The sequence below is a fragment of the Spongiactinospora rosea genome, from assembly GCF_003315795.1.
GTDB classification, from domain to species: domain Bacteria; phylum Actinomycetota; class Actinomycetes; order Streptosporangiales; family Streptosporangiaceae; genus Spongiactinospora; species Spongiactinospora rosea.
Genome location: NZ_QMEY01000002.1, coordinates 697,904 through 721,200, shown reverse-complemented (window position 1 = coordinate 721,200; position 23,297 = coordinate 697,904). Strand labels below are relative to the sequence as shown.

20 protein-coding genes are annotated in these 23,297 nt (G+C 72.3%); 9 read left to right on the top strand and 11 right to left on the bottom strand.

The window, feature by feature from the left end; genetic code table 11:
- Positions 1-2 precede the first annotated feature (2 nt).
- A complete protein-coding gene (locus DP939_RS08375) occupies positions 3-443 on the bottom strand; it encodes an iron chaperone (protein WP_113980013.1) in 441 nt (146 codons plus the stop codon).
- 96 nt (positions 444-539) lie between these two features.
- On the opposite strand from DP939_RS08375, the gene DP939_RS08370 reads away from it, so the two are divergent.
- Entirely contained in the window at positions 540-935 is a 396-nt protein-coding gene (locus tag DP939_RS08370; protein WP_113980118.1) for a GNAT family N-acetyltransferase, read from the top strand.
- Positions 936-978: 43 nt separating this feature from the next.
- Here DP939_RS08370 and DP939_RS08365 read toward each other — a convergent pair whose 3' ends face one another.
- Genes DP939_RS08365 through DP939_RS08350 form a run of 4 tightly spaced genes read right to left on the bottom strand, consistent with a single transcriptional unit; the run spans position 979 to position 6,282 of the window.
- The gene (locus DP939_RS08365) at positions 979-2,625 is read right to left on the bottom strand and encodes an ABC transporter substrate-binding protein (protein ID WP_147267925.1); all 1,647 of its coding nucleotides are present in this window, start codon (positions 2,623-2,625) and stop codon (positions 979-981) included.
- Positions 2,622-4,445, bottom strand: a complete 1,824-nt coding sequence (locus DP939_RS08360; protein WP_113980011.1) for an ABC transporter ATP-binding protein — start codon at positions 4,443-4,445, stop codon at positions 2,622-2,624. Before DP939_RS08360 ends, DP939_RS08365 begins: the two co-directional genes overlap by 4 nt.
- A complete protein-coding gene (locus tag DP939_RS08355) occupies positions 4,442-5,308 on the bottom strand; it encodes an ABC transporter permease (protein ID WP_199565017.1) in 867 nt (288 codons plus the stop codon). The genes DP939_RS08360 and DP939_RS08355 overlap by 4 nt, the downstream gene beginning before the upstream one ends.
- Positions 5,305-6,282: an ABC transporter permease gene (locus DP939_RS08350; RefSeq protein WP_113980010.1), complete on the bottom strand. Its 978-nt coding sequence runs from the start codon at positions 6,280-6,282 to the stop codon at positions 5,305-5,307. The genes DP939_RS08355 and DP939_RS08350 overlap by 4 nt, the downstream gene beginning before the upstream one ends.
- A gap of 88 nt (positions 6,283-6,370) precedes the next feature.
- Between DP939_RS08350 and DP939_RS08345 the strand changes: the two genes are divergently transcribed.
- The 6 genes from DP939_RS08345 to DP939_RS08320 all read left to right on the top strand — a co-directional run bounded on the left by DP939_RS08345 (position 6,371) and on the right by DP939_RS08320 (position 13,094).
- Complete coding sequence (locus DP939_RS08345) at positions 6,371-6,874, top strand: GNAT family N-acetyltransferase (protein WP_147267924.1); 504 nt, start codon at positions 6,371-6,373, stop codon at positions 6,872-6,874.
- 102 nt (positions 6,875-6,976) lie between these two features.
- Positions 6,977-7,288 carry an antibiotic biosynthesis monooxygenase family protein gene (locus DP939_RS08340; protein ID WP_146607327.1) on the top strand — a complete coding sequence of 104 codons (312 nt, stop codon included), beginning with the start codon at positions 6,977-6,979 and terminating at the stop codon, positions 7,286-7,288.
- A 22-nt stretch (positions 7,289-7,310) separates the two neighbouring features.
- A complete protein-coding gene (locus tag DP939_RS08335) occupies positions 7,311-8,264 on the top strand; it encodes an LLM class flavin-dependent oxidoreductase (RefSeq protein ID WP_113980008.1) in 954 nt (317 codons plus the stop codon).
- On the top strand, positions 8,261-10,480 hold the full coding sequence (locus DP939_RS08330; protein ID WP_113980007.1) for a N,N-dimethylformamidase beta subunit family domain-containing protein: 2,220 nt from the start codon (positions 8,261-8,263) through the stop codon (positions 10,478-10,480). Before DP939_RS08335 ends, DP939_RS08330 begins: the two co-directional genes overlap by 4 nt.
- Positions 10,477-11,832 (top strand): transaminase, encoded by a 1,356-nt coding sequence (locus DP939_RS08325; protein ID WP_113980006.1) that lies wholly within the window; start codon positions 10,477-10,479, stop codon positions 11,830-11,832. The genes DP939_RS08330 and DP939_RS08325 overlap by 4 nt, the downstream gene beginning before the upstream one ends.
- Positions 11,833-11,840: 8 nt before the next feature.
- Entirely contained in the window at positions 11,841-13,094 is a 1,254-nt protein-coding gene (locus DP939_RS08320) for a hypothetical protein (RefSeq protein ID WP_158578505.1), read from the top strand.
- On the opposite strand, the gene DP939_RS08315 is transcribed toward DP939_RS08320, so the two are convergent.
- The 3 genes from DP939_RS08315 to DP939_RS08305 form a co-directional block, all read right to left on the bottom strand.
- Positions 13,088-13,435: a hypothetical protein gene (locus DP939_RS08315; RefSeq protein ID WP_113980004.1), complete on the bottom strand. Its 348-nt coding sequence runs from the start codon at positions 13,433-13,435 to the stop codon at positions 13,088-13,090. The genes DP939_RS08320 and DP939_RS08315 overlap by 7 nt on opposite strands.
- An 86-nt stretch (positions 13,436-13,521) precedes the next feature.
- On the bottom strand, positions 13,522-15,363 hold the full coding sequence (locus DP939_RS08310) for a glycoside hydrolase family 76 protein (protein ID WP_113980003.1): 1,842 nt from the start codon (positions 15,361-15,363) through the stop codon (positions 13,522-13,524).
- 72 nt (positions 15,364-15,435) lie between these two features.
- On the bottom strand, positions 15,436-15,792 hold the full coding sequence (locus DP939_RS08305; protein WP_113980002.1) for a hypothetical protein: 357 nt from the start codon (positions 15,790-15,792) through the stop codon (positions 15,436-15,438).
- Between the two features lie 164 nt (positions 15,793-15,956).
- On the opposite strand from DP939_RS08305, the gene DP939_RS08300 reads away from it, so the two are divergent.
- Both DP939_RS08300 and DP939_RS08295 read left to right on the top strand, forming a co-directional pair.
- Complete coding sequence (locus DP939_RS08300) at positions 15,957-18,803, top strand: nSTAND1 domain-containing NTPase (RefSeq protein WP_113980001.1); 2,847 nt, start codon at positions 15,957-15,959, stop codon at positions 18,801-18,803.
- 77 nt (positions 18,804-18,880) lie between these two features.
- Complete coding sequence (locus DP939_RS08295) at positions 18,881-20,329, top strand: pyridoxal phosphate-dependent decarboxylase family protein (RefSeq protein ID WP_113980000.1); 1,449 nt, start codon at positions 18,881-18,883, stop codon at positions 20,327-20,329.
- Here DP939_RS08295 and DP939_RS08290 read toward each other — a convergent pair.
- The 3 genes from DP939_RS08290 to DP939_RS08280 all read right to left on the bottom strand — a co-directional run bounded on the left by DP939_RS08290 (position 20,292) and on the right by DP939_RS08280 (position 23,138).
- The gene (locus tag DP939_RS08290) at positions 20,292-21,974 is read right to left on the bottom strand and encodes a S8 family serine peptidase (RefSeq protein WP_113979999.1); all 1,683 of its coding nucleotides are present in this window, start codon (positions 21,972-21,974) and stop codon (positions 20,292-20,294) included. The genes DP939_RS08295 and DP939_RS08290 overlap by 38 nt on opposite strands.
- Positions 21,975-22,052: 78 nt before the next feature.
- Positions 22,053-22,427 carry a ribonuclease domain-containing protein gene (locus DP939_RS08285; RefSeq protein ID WP_199565016.1) on the bottom strand — a complete coding sequence of 125 codons (375 nt, stop codon included), beginning with the start codon at positions 22,425-22,427 and terminating at the stop codon, positions 22,053-22,055.
- Between the two features lie 123 nt (positions 22,428-22,550).
- Positions 22,551-23,138, bottom strand: a complete 588-nt coding sequence (locus DP939_RS08280; protein WP_113979997.1) for a sigma-70 family RNA polymerase sigma factor — start codon at positions 23,136-23,138, stop codon at positions 22,551-22,553.
- Between the last annotated feature and the right edge of the window lie 159 nt (positions 23,139-23,297).

Genomic DNA, 23,297 nt, shown 5'->3' with positions numbered 1-23,297 from the left:
GGTCAGCGCACGGCCTGCTTGACCAGCGCGCTGATCTGCGCCTGGATCTCCGGGGTCACCTCGGTGAGGGCGAAGGCGACCGGCCACATCGCGCCGTCGTCCAGCTTGGCCAGGTCGCTGAACCCGAACGTCGCGTACCGCGTCTTGAACTTCGCCGCGCCCTGGAAGTGGCACAGGATCTTGCCGTCCAGCGCGTAGGCGGGCATCCCGTACCAGAGCCTCGGGGCGAGGTCGGGGGCGCTTTCCATGACGACGGCATGGATCTGCTGGGCCATGGTCCGGTCCGGCTCCTCCATTTCGGCGATCTTGGCGAGCATGTCCCGCGCCGCCTCGGCGGCCTTGTCCGCGCGCGAGCCGCGCCGCGCCGCCTTCTTCTGCGCTTGGGCGTGCTCCTTCATCGCCGCCCGCTCTTCAGCTGAAAACCCCTCATATGTGCTGTTCATGGCATAAATTCTGCCTCAGCGGGACGCCTGCTCGACACTGTGGACGAACGCGCGGACCAAGTCGGTCGCGGCGGCGGCCTGAGCTACGGTCGGCCGATGACGATCGCGTACGAATGGCGGGGCCGTTTCGAGAACGACGCGCTCAACGCGCTGCACGCCGATGGGTTCGGCCACGCCGTGCTCCAGGACGACTGGTGGGCCCAGGTCAACCGGCACAGTCTCGGCTGGGTCTGCGCCACGGAGGACGGCGAACTCGCCGGTTTCGTCAATGTGGCCTGGGACGGCGGCGTCCACGCCTTCATCCTGGACACGCTGGTGGCGGCGCGGCACCGGCGGCGCGGGATCGGTACCGAACTGGTCGCGGTGGCCGCGGAACAGGCCAGGGCGGCGAAGTGCGAGTGGCTGCACGTCGACTTCGACGATGAACTGACCGACTTCTACTTCTCCGCCTGCGGGTTCCGGCCGACGAAGGCCGGTCTGATCCCCCTGTGAGAGCCGGGCCGGGCGAGGGGCCACAGCCCCTCGCCCCAAGAACTCAGCCGGTGAGGTAAAGCTGCTCGAAGTGGGCGTTGCCGAAGGAACGGCCGGAGGCGTCCTGCTTGGGCCAGCCGGCCACCTTGGCGTGGTGGGCGTTCACGACGTTGGCGAAGAACGGGATGATCCAGCCGCCGCGGTCGAACTGGATCTGGTACATCTGCTTGGTCAGCTCGGCCCGCTTGGCCTCGTCCACCGTGGACAGCGCCTTGTCGTGCAGGTCGCGCAGCGCGTCCAGGTCGGCCTTGGGCATGTGGGTCAGGGTGGTGCTCTCGCTCAGGTCGGTGAGGGCGAGCAGGGTCAGGTAGTTGCCCTGCGCGGGCCACTTGTCCACCGAGAACGGCCAGCTGTGGAACTGCGGCCCGAACAGCGTGGCGGTGTCCACCTGGCGGACCTTGATGGTGATGCCGATCTCGGCCGCGTTGTTGGCCAGGACGGTCGCCATCGACACGGCCTCGGCGGAGACCGGCCCGGCCACCAGCTCGACCGTGATGTTCTCCTTGCCTGCCTCCTTGAGCAGCGCCTTGGCCTTCTCGATGTCGCGCTTGCGGGTCAGCTCGGTGGGGTAGCCGGGGGCGTACGGCTCGGGCAGGTCGTAGGCGACCCGGCCGTGGCCGGACACGCACGAGCTGAGCGCCTGCGCGCGGTCGATGGCCAGGCGCAGCGCCTGCCGGACCCGCACGTCGTCGAACGGGGGTTCTTCCATGTTCATGTAGATGCCGGTCCACGCGCCGGTCTCCGACTCCAGCAGCTTGAGCTGCTGGTGCTGGCCGATCAGCGGGATCTGCGCGAACTGCACCATGTTGATGGCGTCCACCTGGCCGGTGACCAGCGCGTTGATCCGGGCGGAGTCGTCGTTGATGACGTTGACGACGAGTTCGTCCAGGTACGGCTTGCCGCCCAGTCCGGCGGGGGCCGCGGAGTCGCTGGGCTCGGACTCGCCGTCGGCGTTCCAGTAGTTGGCGAACCGCTCGCACACCCACTGCCGGTTCGCGGTGAAGCTCTTGTACTTGAACGGCCCGGTGCCCACCGGGTTCCTCGGGTCGAAGTCCACCGGGACGATCTTGTGCGGGCTGGCCAGCGCGTAGTGGAAGGTGGAGTTCGGCCGGAGGAGCTTCATCCGGATGGTCCGCTTGTCCACCTTCTTGATCTCATCCAGGTCCACGTACGGCTTGAACTTGCCGACCGTGACCGAACCCGTCTGGGTGAAGGTGCGCTTGAAGGTGAAGATGACGTCGTCGGCGTCCAGCGTCTTGCCGTTGTGGAACTCGATGCCGTCCTTGACGCGGATGGTCCACTCGTCACCGGCCTTGTTCGGCTCGATCAGCTCGGCCATCGCCAGCCGGTACTGGAGGTCGTTGCTGAAGTCGGCGAGCTGGTCGTACAGGACCCTGGCCATGAAGCTCACCGGCGCGCTGTTCAGCAGCACGGGGTCGAGGGTGTCGGAGCCCTTCGCGCCGCCGGTGGCGACGGTGAGCCGCCCGCCGCGGGTCGGCTTGCCCGCCGGGCCCGCGCCGGTGGCGGCGGGCTGGGCGCCGCCGCTCCCGCACGCGGCGAGCAGTTCCATCGCGGCGGCGGACATGCCGAGCGCCGCGGCCGTGCTCAGGAACCCGCGCCGGCTCGGCCCCTGGTTCATTCGTTGGGTCATGTGGGGTCCTCCAGTGACAGGGGGAGTCGGGACGGATCACCGGTAGGCGCGGCCGACAGTTCGGGCGTCGCCGCGATGAGATCCCTGGTGAACTGATCGCCAGGACGGTCGAGCACGTCATCGACGGGCCCGCCCTCGACGATCCGCCCGGCGCGCATGGCGACGACGTGGTCCGCCACCGCGCGGACGAGTCCGAGGTTGTGCGTCACGAACAGCAGGGCGAGCCCTTCCTCGTCCTGCAGCCGGCGCAGCAGCCGCACGATCGACGCCTGTACCGAGACGTCCAGCGCCGAGGTGACCTCGTCGCAGATCAGCACCTCGGGGCGGCAGACCAGGGCCCGCGCGATGGCCACGCGCTGCCGTTCGCCGCCGGAGAGCTGGTCGGGGTAGGACGTGGCCACGGCGGGTGAGAGCGAGACGCGTTCCAGTACGTCGGAGACCTCGGCGCCCGCCTTGGTGGCGGACATGCCGAACAGCACCTTCAGCGGCTCGCGCAGCGTCTCGCCGATCGAGCGGCGCGGGTTCAGCGAGTTGTAGGGGCTCTGGAAGATGTACTGGATCGCGCGGCGCGACTCGCGCGAGCGATCCCGCGTGCGGGTCGCCAGCGGCGCGCCCCGGAACGTCATCGTGCCGGTGTGGTTCTTGTGCAGCCCGATGACGCAGCGGGCCAGCGTGGTCTTGCCGGACCCGGACTCGCCCACCAGGGCCAGGCACTCGCCCCTGGCCAGCGTCAGCGACACGTCGTGCAGCACCTGCTTGCGCCCGTGGAAGGCGTCCACGCCGGTGACCTCCAGCAGGACCTCGCCGCGCCCCCCGGTACGCCCGGCCGCCAGGGCGGGGGCCGGGGCGGCGGGCTCGGCCGCGAACCGGGTGGCGTGCAGGCAGCGGGCGATGTGCCCGGGGGCGATCTCGACGGGCTCGGGGACGGTGGTGGCGCAGGCGGGGTCGGCGTGCTTGCACCGGGGGTGGAACGCGCAGCCGCCGGGCCGCCGTCCGGGCATCGGGGTGTCACCGGGGATGGCGGTCAGCTCGCGGCGTTCGGAGACCTGGGGGACCGCCGCGATCAGGGCGCGGGTGTAGGGGTGGACGGGCGCGCCGAAGATCGTGGCACTCGGGCCGGTCTCGACGATCCGCCCGGCGTACATGACCATGACGCGGTGCGCGAGCCCGGCGACCACCGCCATGTCGTGCGTGACGTAGAGCGCGGCGACCTGGTGGGAGGCGCACAGGTCGCGCACGGTGGCGAGGACCCGGGCCTGGGTGGTGACGTCGAGCCCGGTGGTCGGCTCGTCCAGCACGATCACCCGGGGCCGCAGCAGGAACGCCAGGGCCAGCGTCACGCGCTGCTGCTGGCCGCCGGAGAGCTGGTGGGGGAAGCGGGCCAGGAAGGCGTCGCTGTCGTCCAGGCCGACCTCGCGCATGGTGGCCTTGATGCGTGCGTCCCGGTCGGGTTCGGGCATGTCCGGCCGGTGGAACTCGAACAGCTCGTCCAACTGGCGGCGCAGCCGCAGCGCGGGGTTCAGCGCCATGGCCGGGTCCTGCGGCACGTACGCGACCGAGCTGCCGCGCAGCTTGGCGAGCTGCCCCGGGCCGAGCCCGACGACCTCCCGGCCGTCCAGCACGATGCTGCCGCCGGCGATGCTCGCGCCCCGCCGGGCGTCGCCGAGCAGCGTGACCCCCGCGGTCGTCTTGCCCGAGCCGGACTCGCCGACCAGCCCCAGCACCTCGCCCGCGGCGATCTCGAAGTCGATGAGATCCACGACGTCCACGCCGCGCCCGTCCAGATCGACGCGCAGGCCCTTCACCGTTACGGCGGTCACACGGTCACCTCCTTGGGCGCCTCTTTGGCCGTCTCGGCCGGTGAGACCCGTGCCACGGTACGCGCGAAGCCCTCGGCCATCAGGTTGGTGCCGAACGTGAAGGCCGCGACGCACAGCGCGGGGACCACGACGCCCCACGGTTGCAGCGCGAGGCCCTGGTAGTTCTCCCGGATCATCAGGCCCCAGTCGGCGGCGGGCGGCTGGAGGCCGACGCCCAGGAAGCTCATCGTGGTCACGATGCCGATGGACCAGGTCAGCCGGAGCCCGAACTCGACCATCAGCGGGGTCATCACGTTGGGCAGCACCTCGCGGCGCACGATCCGCAGCCGGGACGCGCCCAGGGTCTCCGCCGACTCCACGAACTCGCGGGCGACGACCTCCTTGGCCGCGCCGTACGCGACCCGGGCGACCTGCGGCACCCAGGCGATGGCCACGATCAGCGGCATCAGCGCCAGTTCGGCCTGGGCCATCGAGACCAGCAGCAGGATCAGCACCATCGGGGGGAAGGCGCGCAGCACGTCCATGGCCCGCATCAGGATCTCGTCCACCGCGCCGCCGCTGTAGGCGGCGGTCATGCCGATCGCCGAGCCGACGCCGACGCCGAGCAGCGTGCCGACGAACGACACCCACACGATGCTGCGCCCGCCTTCGAGCACCCGTGACAGCACGTCCTCGCCGAGGTAGTCGGTGCCGAGCAGGGCGAGGGAGGACGGCGGCTGGTACGGGGCGCCCACGATGGCGCTGTACGAGTGCGGCGCGAGCAGCGGCCCGATCGCGATGATCAGCAGGATCAGGCCGGTCAGCACCAGCCCGATGCGCATCCGTGGTTCGCGCAGGCAGCGCCGGAGCAGTGCCGTGTTCACTGGCCGGCCGTTCTGAGGCGGGGCGTGACGTACACCGTCAACACGTCTCCGAGAAGGTTGAAGATCACGTAACAGGCCGCGAACACCAGGCACACCATCTGGATGACCGGGAAGTCCCGGTTGTTCACGGCGTCCACCAAGGTGGTGCCGAGCCCCGGATAGTTGAAGACCTGCTCGACGACCACGACGCCGCCGGTCAGGTACGCCAGCGCGAGCGCGGTGCCCTGGATCGCGGGCACCAGCGCGTTGCTCAGTACGTGCCTGCGCAGCACCACCCGCTCGGGAACGCCCTTCAGCCGGGCGATCCGCACGTACTCCGACTCGTACACGTCGATCACCGAACCGCGCACCAGCCGGGACAGGTACGGCAGCACGCCGAGCACCAGCGCGGCCACCGGCAGCACGAGTTGGGCGGGCTGCCCGAGCGGGTTCTGACCCGGACCTAGTAGAACGGTCCCAGGGAGCAGTCGCAGCACCGAGGTGGAGAAGAGGATGACGAGCAGCAGGGCGATGATGGCCTCGGGCAGCGCGGTGAGCCCGAGCGTGACGACGAGCATCGCCTTGTCGAACCTGCGGTCCCTGCGCCGCCCGGCCAGCGCGCCGACGAACACCGACAGCGGCACGACGATGGCGGCGGACAGGACGACCAGCACGGCCGAGTTGATCGCCCGGTCGCCGATCAGCCCGGCCACCGGCTCCCTGGTCACCAGTGACTGGCCGAGATCGCCGGTCACGATGTGGCCCAGCCAGCTCAGGTACTGGGAGATGATCGGCCGGTCCAGGCCGAGTTCGGCCCGTAGGGCGGCCACGCTTTCAGGAGTCGCGTCGTGCCCTAGTACCGCCCGCGCGGGGTCGCCGGGCAGAATCTGCGTCGCGGCGAACACCAGCACCGATACCAGCAGCACGACGGCGGCGCCCAGCAGCAGTCTGCGTGCTAGCCATAGCCGCCGGGAGCCCGAGAAGCGTCCGTCCAAGTCTGGTCACCTCCTGCCACCCGGTAGTTCAGGAGAATGGCCCTCTCTGTTGTTACTGTCAACACCTTTGGGGATACGGTTCGGCTGCATGGAGATGGAGATCGAACGGGCGGCGGCGGAGGACGCGCCCGGGATCGTCGGCATGCGCAGGGCCGCGGAGGAATGGCTGGCCGGGCAGGGCATTTGGCAGTGGCCGCCGGGACTTCTGACGTCTGCGCAGGTAGAGGCACAAATAGCCACGCATGAATGGTACGTGGCGCGGGCAGGGGACGGCCGGCTGGCCGGGGCGTTCCGGCTGGTCTGGTCCGATCCGCGGGTGTGGCGGGAGCGGGACGCGTTCGCCGCGTACGTCCACGGGCTGATGGCCGACCGCGCCTTCGCGGGGGCCGGAGTGGGGGCCCGGATCCTCTCCTGGGTGGCCTGCCGGGCCAGGGAGAAAGGGGCCCGCATGGTCCGCCTGGACTGCGTGGCGAACAACCCCCGCCTGCGCCAGTACTACGTGGACCTCGGCTTCAGCGAGGTCGGACGGCAGAAGCTGAACGAGCGGTGGACCGCCGTGCTGCTGGAGCGGAGGCTCGGTCTCGGGTGTTGACATCCACAACAGGTCGCTCACATACTCGAATCCGCTCCCGTGTGACGCCGTGTGTCACGGATCGTCACCGCGACCGGTTCCCACAGTGATCGGAGTTCCGACGTGCAGAAGATCTACGTCCTCTACAAGCTGAAGCCCGGAGTGTCGCCCGAGGAGTACATCGAGTGGTCCAAGACCGTCGATCAGGCGATCACCAGCAAGCAGAAGGGCGTGCAGAGCTTCCGCGTCTTCCTGCTGGACGGCGCGCGCGGCAAGGAGTCCCCCTGGGACGTCGTCGAGGACATCGAGGCCGACTCCTGGGACGCCTGGGAAGAGGTGCTGAAGCAGCCGGCCATGGAAGCGGTCGTGGAGGGCTTCCGCAAGTACGCCGAGCGCGACTCCTCCATCGCGATCTACGGCCGCGAGATCCTCTAGCCGGGCCGGGGAGGGCGTGGGCATGACCTCGACACCGGGCGACGACGTCGGATTCTCCCTGGGCGCGCCGAACGACCCGGATCTGCTCGTACCGTTCGCCCAGCAGGCCGAACGACTCGGCTTCACCGGCCTGTGGACGCAGGACACGGTGAACGCCGCCAACTACTCCCTGGACGGTCTGCACGTGCTGTCCTACCTGGCGGCGGTGACCGAGCGGCTGCGGCTGGGCATCGGCGTGCTGTACTCCGGCCGGCGCAACCCCGCCGTCGCCGCCCGTGAGCTGGCCACCATCGACCAGCTCTCCCGCGGCCGGCTCATCGTCGGCCTCGGCGTCGGCAACGCCTACCACCGCGAGGCCCTGACCTCCCTCGGCATCCCGATGGACCGGCCCGTGCGGCGCATGGTGGAGGGCATCGGCGTGATGCGCGCGCTGTGGAGCCAGGAGGAGGCCGGGTACGACGGCGAGCTGTACTCCTTCACCGGCGTCCGCTCCCAGCCCAAGCCGGTGCAGAAGCCGGGGCCGCCGATCTGGATCGGGGCGCGGGCCGAGCAGGCGCTGCGCCGGGCCGTGCGGATCGCCGACGGCTGGACCGGCGCCGCCCCCGCCGCCAACGCCGACTTCATGGACCAGCTCGCCATCATCCGGCGGGCCCTTGACGAGCAGGGCCGCGACCCCGCGAGCTTCACGATCTCCAAGAGCGTCTACATCGCGGTGGAGGACACCGTGGAGCGGGCGCGGGAGAAGCTGGTGCCGGTGTTCCAGCGGTCGTTCGGCGGCAACCCGGTGTACGACGCGGACGGCATGGCCGACCGGGTCGCGGTGTTCGGCCCGCCGGAGCACTGCGCCGAGCGGCTGACCGAACTCGCCGACGCGGGGGTGCGCGAACTGATCCTCTATCCCATGTACGACCGGATGGAGCAGGCGGCGGCCTTCGCCGAGGTGGTCGCGTCCTTCGCCAAGGCGCGGCGCGGATGAGCGCCGGCCCTGTACTCCTGGGCTACGTCGATCGGCTCAGCGTCGCGGCGGGCGAGGAGATCCGGCTCATGGTCAGCGCCACCGCCGACTACGAGGTGGAACTGCTGCGCCTGATCCATGGCGCGGAGGACGCGCGCGGGCCCGGCGTCCGTCAGGAGGTCGTGGACCTGCCGATCGGCGCCCGGAAGGGACGCGTGCAGCCGGTGGCGTCCGGTTCGTACCTGCGTGCGCCCGCGCACCCGGCGCTGGACGTGGACGCGTTCACCGTCACCGCATGGATCATGCCGACCATGCCCGCGAGCGGCGAGCCGCGCGCGATCGTGGCCCGCAGGGACCTCGGCGAGCGGCGCGGCTGGGCGCTCGGCCTGACCGGCGACGACCACCTCGCGGTCTGGGCCGGTTCCGGTGACGCGCCGGTCGCGGTGACCGACCGGCCGGTCCCGGTGGGCCGGTGGACGTTCGTCGCCGCCGCGTTCGGCCCGGACGGCGTCACCCTGACCCAGGTCCCGGCGCCGGAGTGGCCGGTCGGGTCCTGGCGGGCTTCGGCCCGGCACGAAGGGCCGGTGGAGTACGCCGCCGTGGGCGTTGAGCCGCTGGTGGCGGCCTGGCGCGGCGGCGGGCGGGCCGAGGCGCAGTTCGACGACCGCGCCGCGGCGCACTTCAACGGCCGGATCGACCGCCCCGCCCTGTACGCGGGCGCGGCCACCCCGGAGGCCCTGGCCACGGCCGACCCCGAGCGGTTCGGGCTGCCCGAGTTGGTCCGCTGGCGGCCGGGGCAGAGCCCGCACGGCACCCGCGTGCCCGACGACGGGCCGCACGCGCTGCACGCCGAGGCCGTCAACACCCCCTCGCGCGGCGTGCCCGGCGCGAACTGGACCGGCGGCGAGATCGACTTCCGGCTCGCCCCCGCCGAGTACGACGCGCTGCACTTCCACGACGACGACCTTTCCGACGCGGGCTGGGACCCCTCGGTCGTGCTGCGCCTGCCCGCCGCGCTGCGCAGCGGCGTCTACGCCTTCCGGCTGCGCGCGGGCGAGGACGAACTGCGCATACCGTTCTTCGTACGCCCGGCCCGCGGCACCACCACCGCGCGCGTCGCCGTCCTCATCCCGACCTTCACCTACCTCGCGTACGCGGGCTCGCACAGCAGCATCGAGAAGGTCGGCCCCGAGGGCCTGGACTACCCGGTGACGCCACAGCATGTGTGGGCCGCCGAGTACAAGATGTGCAGCCTGTACGACCTGCACCGGGACGGCAGCGGCTGCTACTACGCCTCGCGGCTGCGCCCGCTCACCACGCTCACCCCCAACTACGCGGGTCCGTTCGGCCTGTGGAACCTCAGCGCCGACCTGTGCCTGATCGACTGGCTGGAGCACGAGGGCATCGGTTACGACATCGTCTGCGACGACGACCTGCACACCGAGGGCGTGGCCGCGCTGTCGGAGTACGACGTGGTGCTCACCGGGTCGCACCCGGAGTACTACACCGGGGCCATGCTGGACGCCCACGAGTCCTACCTCGCGGCGGGCGGCCGGATGATGTACCTCGGCGGGAACGGGTTCTACTGGGTGACCGGCGTCGCCCCGGACCAGCCGCACGTCATCGAGATCCGGCGCGGCCACACCGGCACCCGGGGCTGGGAGGTCCCGCCGGGCGAGACCCACCTGAGCACCACGGGCGAGGCCGGGGGCCTGTGGCGGCACCGCGGCCGGGCCCCGCAGCGGCACGTCGGCGTCGGGTTCGCCTCCCAGGGCGGGCGCGGGCACGGCCGCCCGTACCACGCCGCCCCCGGCTCCCGCGACGAGCGGGCCGCATTCGCCCTGGCCGGGGTGGACGGGCCGATCGACGCGGACGCCCTGGTCGGGCACGGCGCGGCGGGCATGGAGATCGACCGGGCCGACCCCGAGCTCGGCACCCCGCCGCACACGCTGGTGCTGGCCACCGCCGACGGCTTCCCCGACAACTTCCAGCACGCCATCGAGGAGGTGCTGACCGCGAACTCCCGGCAGAGCGCCAGCGTGGAGCCACGGGTCCGCGCCGACATGGTGCTCTTCGAGTACCCCTTCGGGGGAGCGGTGTTCAGCACCGGCTCGATCGCCTGGTGCACCGCGCTGGGCCTGGACAAGTACGTCAATCCGGTCGCCCAGGTCACCGGCAACGTGCTGCGCCGCTTCCTCGACCCCGCCCCCCTCGATCGCCCGCAGGAGCAGCGATGACGACGCCCGGAATCGACGAGGACCGCCTGGCCCGCCTGCTGGAACGCGAGCGCGCCGCCTGGATCGAGGGCCGGCCGAAGGCGGCGGCCCTGCACGAGCGGGCCCGCGCCTCGCAGGTGCACGGCACGCCGCACCACTGGGTCAGGCAGTTCCCGCCGCCGGTGCCGCTGGTGGTCGAGCGCGCCGAGGGCGTACGGCTGCACGACACCGACGGGCACGTCTACGCCGACTTCGGGCTCGCCGCCACGGCCGCGCTGTGGGGGCACACCCACCCGGCCGTGGTCGAGGCGCTGCGCGACCAGCTCGGCCGGGGCACGATCACCATGTGGCCGGGCGAGGACCACGTGTGGGTGACCGAGGAGCTGAGCCGCCGGTTCGGCCTGCCGTACTGGCAGTTCGCGGTGTCGGGCACGGACGCCAACCGGTTCGCGCTGGTCCTGGCCCGGGTGGCGACCGGCCGGGAGAAGATCCTGGTGTTCAACCGGGCCTACCACGGGGCGCTGGAGCCGACGTACGTGGTGCTGACCGCCGACGGCGTCGCCCCCGAGCCCGGGGTGGACATGGGCGGCATCGACGTGCGGCGGACCACCGAGGTCGTGGAGTTCAACGACGTGCCGGCGCTGGAGCGGGCGCTCGCCGGCGGCGACATCGCGGCGGTGCTCGCCGAACCGGTGATGACCAACGGCGGCGCGGTGATCCGGCCCGAGCCCGGGTTCCACGCGGCGCTGCGCTCGCTCACCCGCGAGGCGGGCACGCTGCTGCTGTTCGACGAGACCCAGACCATCCCGGCCGGGCCCGGCGGGTGCGTCCGTGAACTGGGGCTCGAACCGGACCTCATCGCGATGGGCAAGTTCGTGGCCGCGGGGATTCCGGCGGGCGTGTACGGCATGTCGGAGGAGGTCGCCGCGGTCGCGGCGCGGTACACCGAGCACGGTGACGGCGGGCTCGGCAGCACGCTCGCGGGCGGGGCGCTCGCGGTGCGGGCCATGCGGACGGTGCTCGGCGAGGTCATGACGGACAAGGCGTACGCGCACATGAACCGCCTCGCCGAACGCTACGCCGGCGACGTGGCCGCGGTCATCGAGCGGCACGGGCTGCCCTGGCACGTGGGCCGCCTCGGAGCCCGGGTCTCCTACGCGTTCATGCCGGAGCCGCCGCGCAACGCCGGGTCGCTCTACCCCAAGCCGGGCGGGTCGCTGCGGGCGGCGCTGTGGCTGTTCCTGGCCAACCGGGGGATCGTGCTGAACGGCATGAGCGGGGCGGCGCTGTTCTCGCCGCTGAGCGAGGAGGCCGACGTGGTACGGCACGGCGAGCTGTTCGCCGAGGTGATCGCCGAGCTGGCCGCGGTATGAGCATGGGCATGAACGTGGAGCGGCTGCGCGCGGACATCGCCGGGTCCCGGGTGCCGGGGGCGTACGAGCCGGGGTGCTGGTCGGTCGCGCCGGGCAACCGCGAAACCGCCATGCCCGGAGTCGTGAAGCTGCGCGACACCACGTTGCGCGCGCTCGGCTCGCTGACGGATGTCCCGGTGGCGGATGCGGACCGGACGGCGTTCGTGGCGCTGCTGGCGGGGTCGGGCGTACCGGAGATCGTCACCGGCGGGCTCGGGCGTGATCCGGCGCAGATCCGGGGCGATCTGGCGGTCATCCGTGCCGAGAACCCCGGCTGTGTCACGATCTGCCCGTTCGTGGGCAGCGTCGAGGCGGCGGAGCGGGCGCTGGAGTACGGGTACGACGCCGTGCAGATCGCGGTGCCGGGGTTCGGCCCGGCGTCGCTGATCTACGATCCGTCGCTGGGCACGCCGGAGGAGGTCACCCGGCGGACCGTGGTCGAGCGGTCCATGGCGGTCATCGAACGCGCGCACGCGCTCGGGCTGCGGGTGGCCGGCGCGATGATGATGGTGTCCTACCTGACGCCCGCTGTGCTGGCCGAGACCGCGTCCGCCGTGGTCGCGGCCGGGGCCGCCGAGATCGACCTGTTCGACGGGCCGGGCGCGGCCGGGCCGGAGGCGCTGGCCGAACTGGTCCGCGCCACCGTCGCCGCCGGTGGGGTGGACGTCGCCGTCCACCCGCACAACACCTTCGGGCTCGGCGTGGCCTGCGCGGTCGCCGCCGTCCGCGCGGGCGCGAGCGCCGTCGAGGTCTCGGTCAACGGCTACTGCGGCGGCCCCGGCAACGCCGACCTGGCCGCGACCGCCGCCGCTTTCGAGTCCCTGTACGGCGTGCGCACCGGGCTGCGCCTTTCCGGCATGACCGAGCTGGCCCGTACCGCCGAACGGCTCACCGGCCGCCCGGTCGCCCGGCACCAGCCGATCACCGGCGAGGACGCCTTCAACTGGGGCGGCGGCGACTGGATCGCGGTCGAGCACGAGGTGGACCCGCTGCTGCACAACTGCGTCGAACCCGCTCTTTTCGGCAACCGCCGCCGCGTCCCGCTGACCGAGCAGAGCGGGCCCCGGGTGCTGGCCGGAGTCCTTGCCGCCCTCGGGATCGAGGTGGCCGCCGCGGACGTGCCGCAGGTGCTGGAGGCGTGCGTACGCGAGATGCGGGCGCTCGGCCGGCTGCTGCACGATGACGAGATCAGGGCGCTGGCCGGGCCGTTCCGGCGTCAGTGAGCGCGGAGCACGCCGAACACCCAGCCGGCCGCCGCCGCCGCGACCAGCACCCCGAGCCGGGCCAGGTCCGCGACGCCGCTGAAGACCAGGTGCCCGGCGTGGTTGACCAGGAACCCGGTGACGAACAGCCAGGCGAAGAGCCCGGTGCACAGCGCGGCCGGTACGTCGGCCGCGGCCGCGGCGTACCCGCCCACGAGCACGGCCACGAGCACCAGCCGCGCGCCGGGCTCGCCCGCGGGCACGAGCGCCGCCGCCACCAGGCAGGCCACGGCGGCGGCGGCGAACCCGAAACCGATCAGCAGGCCACTCGGCCGGGGCCTGTCGGTGACATGAAGGAACATGCCTTCCATCCAGCCCCGCCCCGGCCGCCCGATCAATGCTCCGCTACGCGTTCCGGATGCCCATCCCAGGATTCTTGACGCGGCTCCTACACGTCGCGGGCGGCGGTGAAGGCGTCCACGGCGCTGAGCTGGCTGCCGAAGGTGATGTAGCGGCCGAGCCTGATCCGGCCCTCCCAGTGGGGGCCGAACTCCGCCCAGCCCGACCGGTTCCGGTCGATCAGCGCCTGGCGCTGGGCCAGCAGGAAGGTTCGCCAGTGGGCGGTGGGGCGGCCGAGGGTGACGCTGACATCGTAGAGTTCGCGCAGGTTGCGCACGGTGGCTCCCTTGAAGGCGGTGTCGTCGGAAGGGGCGCGGGTGTTCTCGTCCTTCAGGCCGTCGCCGCCCTCTTCCGGGGCGTAGAAGAGCACGCCGCGGGGGGTGACCAGCCGGGTAGTGGTGGCGTCGGCGATGGTGGCGGCCCAGTCGAGCAGGCCGGTGTCGCCGGTGGCCCGGTACAGCTCGGTGAGGCCCCCGGCCATGGTGCCCTGGAGATAGGTGTAGGTGTTGGCCCCGAGCGGCGGGAAGTAGGCGCACCGGCCGGGACTCGCCTCGTGTACGCCGTCCCGCATCAGGCCGGTGGCCTGGTCGTACAGCATCCGGCCGCCACTGGTGTCGCGCAGCCAGGTCACCACCTTCTGGGCCTCGGCCAGCCAGCCGGACGTGCGTCCCCGGCGGTGCAGCGAGGCGGCCAGCTTCAGGTACAGGGTGTTGGTGATCAGGTTCTTGACGTTGTCCCCGGCCCGCCAGCGCACGCCGCCGCCGCAGGCGGAGTTCCACTGGGCGCGGATGGTCGTCGCGATCCGCTCGGCCTTGTCGAGGTGGGACTGAGCGCCCGTGAGGTCGTACGCGCGGATCCAGGCCAGTCCCCACCAGGCGAAATCGTCGTAGTAGTCCTCGAAGGAGTGCGCGGGGACGCCGTTCGGGTGGCGGTTCGCGATCTCCGTGACCGTGTTCGTGTAGCGGCGGTCGCCGGTCCTGATCATGTGGTCGAGCAGCGCGGTGAACGCGTTCGCCGACAGCCAGATGCCCTGTTCGGGCTCGCCGGGTCCCCACAGCGCCTTGGCGGGGTCGTACCTCAGCATCAGTTCGTCCACGACCTTGGTGTTCAGGTCGGGCGGCTGCTCGCCGGGGCTCACCCAGGGGGTGCAGGCGATCTCCGGCCGGTCGCCGGCCTTGCCGCAGGCGCGGATCAGGCCGCCGTCTATCGCGTACACCCCGGTACGCCGGGCGGTGAGGCCCAACCGGCCGTCCCATGACGCCCCGCCGGTCCGGCTGCGGTCCAGCCACACCTCATCGGCCGGAACGCCGTCGTCCATCGAGGCCCAGGCGCGCTCGCCGTCGGTGGCGACATGCAGGGTGACGCGGCGGTACCACACCCAGGCGTGCGGGTTCACCGCCCGCTCGGCCACGCCGTCCGGGTCGGCGCCGTCGCACCCGCCGCTCCGGCAGATCGGCAGCCAGGTGGTGCAGGCGACCTCCGGCCGGTCGCCCGCCTTGCCGCAGGCGCGGATCAGGCCGCCGTCGATCCAGTGCATCCGGGTGCGCCGCCCGGTCGCCCCGGCCGGGATCGAGGTGATCCCCAGGTGCGGCTCCCAGGTCGAACCGCCGTCGAAGCTGCGGTCCAGCCACACCGGGTCGCCGGGCGCGCCCCTGCCGATGGACGCCCACGCCATGCCGCCGCCGTCGGCGTAGGAGACGTGCAGTTCGATGGCGCGTCCCCATTGTTCGACCGGTTGCAGAAGCCGGTCCTCGCGGGCGCTCACGGGGTCCTTGTCACCGTCGCAGATTCCGTCGTGGCAAATGCGGGGCGCGGCCATGGCCTGCGGTTGCGCAATGAGCAGGGTGGCCGCGCAGACGGCTAATACGGTCAGGAGCGAAATCCGGTTCATTGGTCCTCCTGGGCGAAAAGGGCGGTACGGGCCGGGATCGCGAATCGATCCCGGCCCGTACGGCCTTATGTGTTAGTCGACGTGGACGCAGGGCCAGCCCATCTCGATGTACTGCCCGCCACTGTGCGCCCAGCCACGCGCGCACACCCAGCCGCTGCCGAGGCCGTGCGCATCGGTGCTCGGGTTGGTCGCGGTCGGGCTGTTGCGGAAGGTGATTCCCGGCCCCCACAGGTCGACATGACCGTAGAAGTCCTTGCCGCTGGCGATGGCGTAGAAGCCGCCGGCGCCGGTGCCGCTGTAGTAGATGCAGGTCTTGCCGGTGCATTTCTCCTTGATGTCCAGGGCCTGGGCCGACGCGGCCTGTGGGAGGGGGAGCAGGACGGCCGCGGCGACGGCCGCGATGGCCGCGATTCGCTTGATCGTGAACATGATCAGTCCTTTCTGCGGGGCGCGATTCGCCCGAGGTCAATGCGTAGTGGAGAAACGTTCTTTTATGTCGGGCCGCGCCGCCAAAGAAAGAAAGTCTGAAGATTCCTGGCATAGAGTCGTGCGGGGGAGGCGCTGGTCGGGGGCATCGACAAAGGGGGACGACAATGGCACGTCGGGAGCGCCCGCTGGACGAGGGCGACACCGCGTTATTGCGGTTCGCGCGCGACCTGCGCGCGTTACGGGAGGGCGCGGGCAAGCCGACCTATCGGGAACTGAGCGACCGCGCCCACTATTCGGAGGCGACGCTGTCGCAGGCGGCGGCGGGGCACAAACTGCCCACGCTGGCCGTCACGCTCGCGTACGTGCAAGCCTGCGGCGGCGCGGCGGGGGAATGGGAGGAGCGCTGGCGCGCGGTGGCCGCGGAGCTGGACGGGCCGCGGCCGGGCGATCAGGAGGACTCCCCGTACGTCGGGATGGCCGCACTCCAGCCCACCGACGTCAACCGGTTCTTCGGGCGGGAGTGCCTGGTGCGGGAGTTACAGACCCGGCTGGCGCGGCGACGGCTCGTGCTGGTCTTCGGGGCGTCCGGCGCGGGCAAGTCGTCCCTGCTGCGGGCGGGCCTGATCCCCCGGTGGGAGGGCCCGGTGCTGCTGTTCACCCCGTGCACGCATCCGTTGCGGGAGTACGCGGCCCGGCTCGCCCGGCACACCGGGACGCCGCAGGCCCCGCTGGAGGACGACCCGGACGCGCTGCGCCGCGCCGCGTCGGACGGCCGCGAGCTGCTGATCGTCGTGGACCAGTTCGAGGAGGTGTTCACGCTCTGCGACGACGAGAAGGAGCGGCACCGCTTCCTCGAAGCGCTGCTCACCGCGGCGCGCGCCGAGGAGGGCGGCTGCCGGGTGGTGCTCGGCGTACGCGCGGACTTCTTCGCGCACTGCACCGCCTTCCCCGGCCTCGTCGAGGCCCTGCACGGCGGCCAGCTCACGATCGGCCCGATGCGCCCGGACGAACTCCGCCAGGCGATCACCCAGCCCGCCGTACGGGCCGGGTACACGGTGGAGACGGCCCTGCTCACCGAGCTGATCGCGCAGGCCAACACCCGGATCGGCGTACTCCCCCTGCTGTCGCACGCGCTGCTGGAGACGTGGCGGCGGCGGCGCGGCAACGCGCTGACGCTCACCGGCTACCAGGCCACCGGCGGCATCGAGGGCGCGCTCACCAAGACCGCCGAGACGGTCTACGGCGGGCTGTCCGCGTCCCAGCGGCGCGTGGCGAAGGACCTGCTGCTCCGGCTGACCGCGCTGGGCGAGGGCACCGAGGACACCAAGCGCCGGGTCGCGCGTGCCGAGCTGTCCGGCGACCAGGACGTACGGCTGGTGCTCGACCGGCTGGCCGACGCGCGGCTGATCACCCTGGGCGTGGACGACGTGGAGATCGCGCACGAGGCCCTGATCGTGTCCTGGCCAAGGCTGCGCGACTGGCTCGCCGAAGACCGCGAAGGGCTGCGGCTGCGCCACGAGCTGACCGCGGCGACCACCGCGTGGGAGTCGCTGGATCGCGACCCCGGCTCCCTGTACCGGGGGGTCCGGCTGGCCCGCGCGGCGGAGTGGGCGCAGGCCGGGGGCGGCGCGACGCTCGCCGAACGGGAACGCGCGTTCCTGGACGCCAGCCTCGCCGCCGTACGGGCCGAGCGCGACCTCGCGCGCAGGCACGGCAACCGGCTCAGGAACGCCGTGGTGCTGCTCAGCGTCCTGCTCCTGCTCACCGCGGGGACCATGACGTACGCGATCAGCGGCCGGCAGTCCGCGGCCCGCCAGCGGGACCTTGCGCTGTCCCAGATCGTCGCGGGCAAGATCGCCGGGCTGCGCACGACCGATCCCGAACTGGCCGCGCAGCTCAGCCTCGCCGCGTACCGTCTCGCGCCCAGCACGGAGGCGCGGGCGAGCGTCCTGGCCTCGCTCCCCTATCCCTACGCGACCCCGCTCGCCGGGCACACGGAGAACGTGAACCTGGTGGCGTTCAGCGCCGACGGCCGGACCGTGATCACCACCAGCCACGACCACACGGCGCGGCTGTGGGACGCGAGGGACCCGTACCGCCCGGTCGCGCTGGCCCGCCTCGGCGGGCACACCTCCTCGGTGAACGGCGCGGCGTTCCATCCGGGCGGGCGGCTGGCGGCGACCGCGGGCTGGGATCGCACGGCCCGGCTGTGGGACATCTCGGACCGCCGCCACCCCGTCGAGCTGTCCCGGCTCGGCACGCACACCGGCGAGGTCAACGCGGTGACGTTCAGCCCGGCGGGCGACGTCGCGGCCACCGTGAGCAGCGACCGTACCGCCAAGCTCTGGGACGTCACCGATCCCCGCGCGCCACGGGAGATCACGACCTTGAAGGGGCACACGGACGGCGTGGTGGCCGCGGCCTTCCACCCCGGCGGCCGGATGCTCGCCACGGCGAGCTTCGACCACACCGTCGCCCTGTGGGACCTGGCCCGCGGCGGTATGCGAACCACTCTCACCGGCCACCATGCCCCGGTGACCTGGGTCGCCTTCGCCCGGGACGGCGGCAGGCTGGTCTCCACCAGCCAGGACGGCACGGCGAGCGTGTGGGCCGTGGCGGACGGGCGGCTGCTGGGGACGCTGTCCGGGCACGGCGCGTTCGTCCGCTCGGCCGCGTTCCATCCGCGTGGCACCACCGTCGCCACGGCGGGCGAGGACGGCACCGCGCGGTTGTGGGACGTGTCCCGGCCGGGGCGCTACCGCCCGATCGGGGTGCTGGAAGGGCACGGCGACCGGGTGACGTCGGTGGCCTTCAGCCCGGACGGCCGTACGATTCTGACCGGCGGTGACGATGACGTCGCCAGGCGCTGGGGATATCCGGAGCAGTGGCCGGACCGGCCCGGCGTGGACGCCGCCGAGACCTGGCTGTGCGGAAACGTCGCCACTCCGATCGGCGCGGCCCGCTGGCACGCGTACTTTCCGGGGGTGCCCTATCGGCCGCCGTGCCCATAACGCCTTGGCCGGAAATTACCGGAATTCGGCCCTCTTGTTGCTGGTCGCCGGACGTCCGCCGCCACCAGAGTGACCCCATGGAGGACAAAGGACCGCTGGACGTTGGTCCGGAAGAGGGCGCGCGGCTGCTGGCGGCGGTCGCGGAGCTGGTCGTCGGGCACATCAGCACCATTCCGGACGGGCCGGTCGCCCCTGCGGGGCCGGACACCGCGCTGATCCGCGAGCGGCTGGCCGGGTACGACTTCGAGCGCCCGGCGCCCGCGGACGACGCGCTCACCGACGTGACCGAAATGCTGCGCCGCTGGGGCGTGCACACCACGCACCCGCGCTACTTCGGGCTGTTCAACCCCACGCCGACGTGGTGGGGCGTGGCCGGTGAACTGCTGGCGGCGGGGGTCAACCCGCAGCTCGCCGCCTACAGCCACGCCCCGGCGGCGGTCGAGATGGAACGCCATGTGCTGCGGTTCATGGCGGCCAGGCTCGGGCTGCCCGAGGCCAGTGAGGGCGGTTTCACGGTCGGCGGCGCGGAGGCGAACCTGACCGCCGTGGTGGTGGCGCTGACCAGGGCGTTCGATGACTACGCGCGGGCGGGGGTGCGCGGGCTGCCGGGCTCGCCGGTGCTGTACGCGTCGGCCGAGAGCCACCTGGCCTGGCTCAAGATCGCGCACATGACCGGTCTCGGCCGCGACGCCGTACGGCTGGTCCCCGTGGACGCGCGGCACCGGATGGACCTCGACCGGCTGCGCGAGATCCACGCGGCCGACGTCGCGGCGGGGTTCCTGCCGTTCTTGGTGATCGGCACCGCAGGCACCACGGCGGGCGGGGCGCTCGACCCGCTGCCCGAACTGTCCGCGTTCGCCGTGGAACACGGCCTGCACTTCCACGTCGATGCCGCCTGGGCGGGCGCGGTCGCGCTGTCGGACCGGCTGCGTCCACTGCTGGCGGGCGTGGAACTCGCCGACAGCGTCACCGTGGACGCGCACAAATGGCTGTCCGCGCCGATGGGGGCGGGCATGTTCCTGACCCGCCACCCGGAGGCGCTGGCCCGCAGCTTCCGGGCCAGCACGTCGTACATGCCCGGCGAGACCGCGGACGCCCCCGACCCGTACGCCACCAGCGTCCAGTGGTCCCGCCGGTTCGCCGGGCTCAAGGTCTTCCTCGCCCTGGCGGTCGCCGGACGCCCCGCCTACGCCGCCCAACTGGAGCGGGACGTCCGGCTCGGCGAACTCCTCGCCCGCCTGCTGCACGAGAACGGCTGGCAGCGGATCAACGACACCCCACTACCGCTGGTCTGCGTCGCCGCCCCAGAGGCCGAACGGTCCGGCCCCGACCACAGCGCCACCTGGCACGCGGCCGTCGCCGACCACGTGGTCACCAGCGGCGACGCCTGGATCAGCACGGTACGCCTGGCCGGCCGCCCGGCCATCCGCATCTGCCTCACCAGCCACCGCACCACCCCGGCCGACGTCGAAGCGCTCGTCTCCACCCTCACCCAAGCCCGCGCGGCCCATCAGTCCTCAGCCTGAGGCGGGTGGTCGTGGTCCGGTCGGCTTTGATGGTGAGCTTCGTGGTGGCGGTGGCGTAGCCGGGTTTGTACGCGGTCACCTGGTAGTCGCCGGGCGGGAGCCGGCGCAGCGAGAAACCGCCGTCACGGCCGGTGTCCACCGTACGGCTGAGCGGCCCGGTCACCGTCACCTCGGTGCCGGGCAACGGCCGGCCGTGCGTGGTGATGGTGCCGTGGAGGGTGCCGAGGGGTTCGCGGGGGACAGAACGTACGGCGGCGTACGCGTTGAGGCGGCCCTCGCCGAAGGCGTTGTTGTCGGCGGCGGTCCCGCCGCAGCCCGTGTCCGGGGTGTCGACGGCGGTGCCGTCCAGCAGCGCCCGGGTGGCGGCGATGTCGCCGCGCAGGGCGGGGGCGGCCGACCACATCAGCGCCACCGTGGCCGCCACGTGCGGCGACGACATCGAGGTGCCGGTCCACACGAAGTACCCACCGGGCACCGACGAACGGATATCGACGCCCGGGGCCGCGATGTCCGGCTTGGTCACCCCGTTCTCGCCCGGCCCCCGGCTGGACTCCGGCATCAGCGCGTCGTTCACGTCGAACGAGCCCGCGCTGTGGCTCTCCACGTACCGCGCCGGGGTTTCGGTGGTGTCGCACCCCGGCCCCGTGTTGCCGTTCGCGAACATCGGGAAGATCCCCGCCGCGACCCACGCCTTGACCACCGGCCGGTACCAGTCGTCCCTGCGGGCCTTGGCCCATGAGTTGTTCACGATGTCGGGCGCGAGATCGGGACGCGGGTTGCGCCCGTCGAGGTCGGTGGGCGCGAGGATCCACTGCCCGGCGGCGAGCAGGAAGTCGTTCGCGCACTTGGCGCTCTCGCACCCCCTGACCGCGATCCACTCGGCCCGCGGCGCGACGCCGATGCCGCTCCGGCCGGTCATGATGCCGGTCACATGGGTGCCGTGCCCGAGGTCGTCGCAGGGAGCGGACCCGGCGCACACGCCGGTGGCGTCGAACCAGTTGTAGTCGTGCTCGACCCGGCCGCCGGGGTGGCTGCCACGGTACTGGGCGGCGAGTTCCGGATGCTCGAAGTCCACCCCGCTGTCGATGGTGGCGACCACGATCCCCTCACCCCGGTTGCGCAGCTTCTTCCACACGCGCGGCGCTTTGATCCGGTCGATGTTCCACTCGACGCCTCCGCCCGCGGTGAGCGACTGACGCGTCCCCGGCGCCGGTCGCGGGGCCTCGGCCGTGCCGATCGGCTCGATCCCGGCCACCTCGGGCAGCGCGGAGATCTCCGCGGCCAGCGCCGGATCGGCGGTCACCTTGACGGCGTTGACGATCCAGAAGGGGGTGTGGGCGGCGTTCCGCTCAGTGAGCAGCTCGCGCAACCGGGCCTGCGAACGCTCGGCGTACCCGGTCATTGCCGCGTACACCGCCGCGCCCTTCGCCGCCTTGGTCGCCGGGGCGCGGGCGGCGGCGGACGCCGGGTCGGCCTCCCCCCTGAGCCGGACGAAGAACGTGGCCGTGCCGTCCTTCAGGTCGTCCCGCACGGCCGCGGCGACCTTGTCACGGCCGGGTTCGGCATGCGGCGCGGCGGAGATCAAGGCGAGCGGGACAAGTAACCCGGCGAGCGCCCGGGTTCGGCGTCGTAAATGGGGGGACACGTGCTCTCCTTCGCGCGAGACGGTGATCCCCAGTGTTCACCGCCACGCCCGTACGGTCGTGTCCACTTCCGGACGCCCTCAGAGCAGGTGGACGTCATCGTAATGATCGGGCGAGAACCACGCCCGCCCGCTGCCCCGGTCGATGACCAGCCGATATCCGTCCCGCGGCGCCCCACGTCGCCGGGAGTACACGTCGTACTCGCTGTACCGCCCGCCCGCCGGCAACTGCCCCTCCCGGTTCGCGAACCGCCCGCCGGAGAAGTTGTACCGCCCATCCGGCCACCGGTACCACCCCCGCCCGCCCGGCGTCCCCTTGGACTTCCAGACGGAAACCGCCTCCCGCGCGTCGGCGCACCGCGGAACGGCACAGGATCCGTAGACGTCCGCGACAGCGGGCGTACCGCCCAGCGCCACGGCCACCACGACGGCGAACAGCCAGCGGACGACGCGCACGAAGCCTCCTCCCACGCACGGCGGGTACGCTCCGATCATCTCTGATCACCGTACGTCACGCACTCGATTTTTTCGGGATGGACGCCCACGTCACGGCGGCCCCCGGGCCGGACGCGCCGCACCTCATCCTGCGCCCTCGGAGCGGTACGGGCCGGTGAGCGCGGCGATGAGCTGCCCGCGCGCCCTGGCGACCCGGGACCGCACGGTACCGATCGGGCAGCCGAGCTGCGCGGCGGCCTCCGCGTAGGAAAGGCCCGCCACCTGGGTCAGCACGAACGCCTCCCGCCGCTCGCGGGGCACGGCGGACAGCAGGTCGGTGAGGACCACCTGGTCCTCCAGGCCGGGCAGCCCGGACGGGCGGCAGCGTTCGGCGGCGGCCTGCCAGTCGGGCAGGTCGGCCACGACCGGCCGGGCCGCCGCCGCGCGGAAGCGGTCCACGACCACCCGCCGGGCGATGGCCAGCAGCCAGGTACGGGCCGATGATCTTCCGGCGAACCTCGGTAAGCTGCGCAGCACCCGTAAGAAGGTCTCCTGGGCGAGATCGTCGGCGGAGCGGTCGTCGGTCAGGTGGGCCAGGAAGCGCCGCACGTCCGCATAGGCGGCCTGGGCGAACGCGGCCAGATGGGCGGCCTCGCCGCCGCGTGCGGAAAGGGCAAGTGCGGTCAGTCGTTCGTCGTCGGTGATTCGCCGGGCGTCGTCGATGGCGGTCATGCTGATTCACCCCTGGGTCGGCAGAGCGACAGAGCCGTGGGATCGGTGGATCAGTGAACCTTTTCGACCTCAGGTTCCCTTGCCGGAGACGGTGAGCTGTCGGAGGCGGTGAGCCAAATGCCGTATCCGCGCCCCTGACCCGGTCCAGGCGACGGGTCC

Bases quoted from the DNA above. Each gene is read 5' to 3' on its own strand.
- DP939_RS08370 (WP_113980118.1), top strand. From the start codon at position 540: ATGACGATCGCGTACGAATGGCGGGGCCGTTTCGAGAACGACGCGCTC.
- DP939_RS08320 (WP_158578505.1), top strand. From the start codon at position 11,841: ATGAACGTGGAGCGGCTGCGCGCGGACATCGCCGGGTCCCGGGTGCCG.
- DP939_RS08345 (WP_147267924.1), top strand. From the start codon at position 6,371: ATGGAGATGGAGATCGAACGGGCGGCGGCGGAGGACGCGCCCGGGATC.
- DP939_RS08280 (WP_113979997.1), bottom strand. From the start codon at position 23,138: ATGACCGCCATCGACGACGCCCGGCGAATCACCGACGACGAACGACTG.
- DP939_RS08375 (WP_113980013.1), bottom strand. From the start codon at position 443: ATGAACAGCACATATGAGGGGTTTTCAGCTGAAGAGCGGGCGGCGATG.
- DP939_RS08300 (WP_113980001.1), top strand. From the start codon at position 15,957: ATGGCACGTCGGGAGCGCCCGCTGGACGAGGGCGACACCGCGTTATTG.
- DP939_RS08315 (WP_113980004.1), bottom strand. From the start codon at position 13,435: ATGTTCCTTCATGTCACCGACAGGCCCCGGCCGAGTGGCCTGCTGATC.
- DP939_RS08335 (WP_113980008.1), top strand. From the start codon at position 7,311: ATGACCTCGACACCGGGCGACGACGTCGGATTCTCCCTGGGCGCGCCG.
- DP939_RS08305 (WP_113980002.1), bottom strand. From the start codon at position 15,792: ATGTTCACGATCAAGCGAATCGCGGCCATCGCGGCCGTCGCCGCGGCC.
- DP939_RS08295 (WP_113980000.1), top strand. From the start codon at position 18,881: ATGGAGGACAAAGGACCGCTGGACGTTGGTCCGGAAGAGGGCGCGCGG.
- DP939_RS08310 (WP_113980003.1), bottom strand. From the start codon at position 15,363: ATGAACCGGATTTCGCTCCTGACCGTATTAGCCGTCTGCGCGGCCACC.
- DP939_RS08325 (WP_113980006.1), top strand. From the start codon at position 10,477: ATGACGACGCCCGGAATCGACGAGGACCGCCTGGCCCGCCTGCTGGAA.
- DP939_RS08330 (WP_113980007.1), top strand. From the start codon at position 8,261: ATGAGCGCCGGCCCTGTACTCCTGGGCTACGTCGATCGGCTCAGCGTC.
- DP939_RS08365 (WP_147267925.1), bottom strand. From the start codon at position 2,625: ATGACCCAACGAATGAACCAGGGGCCGAGCCGGCGCGGGTTCCTGAGC.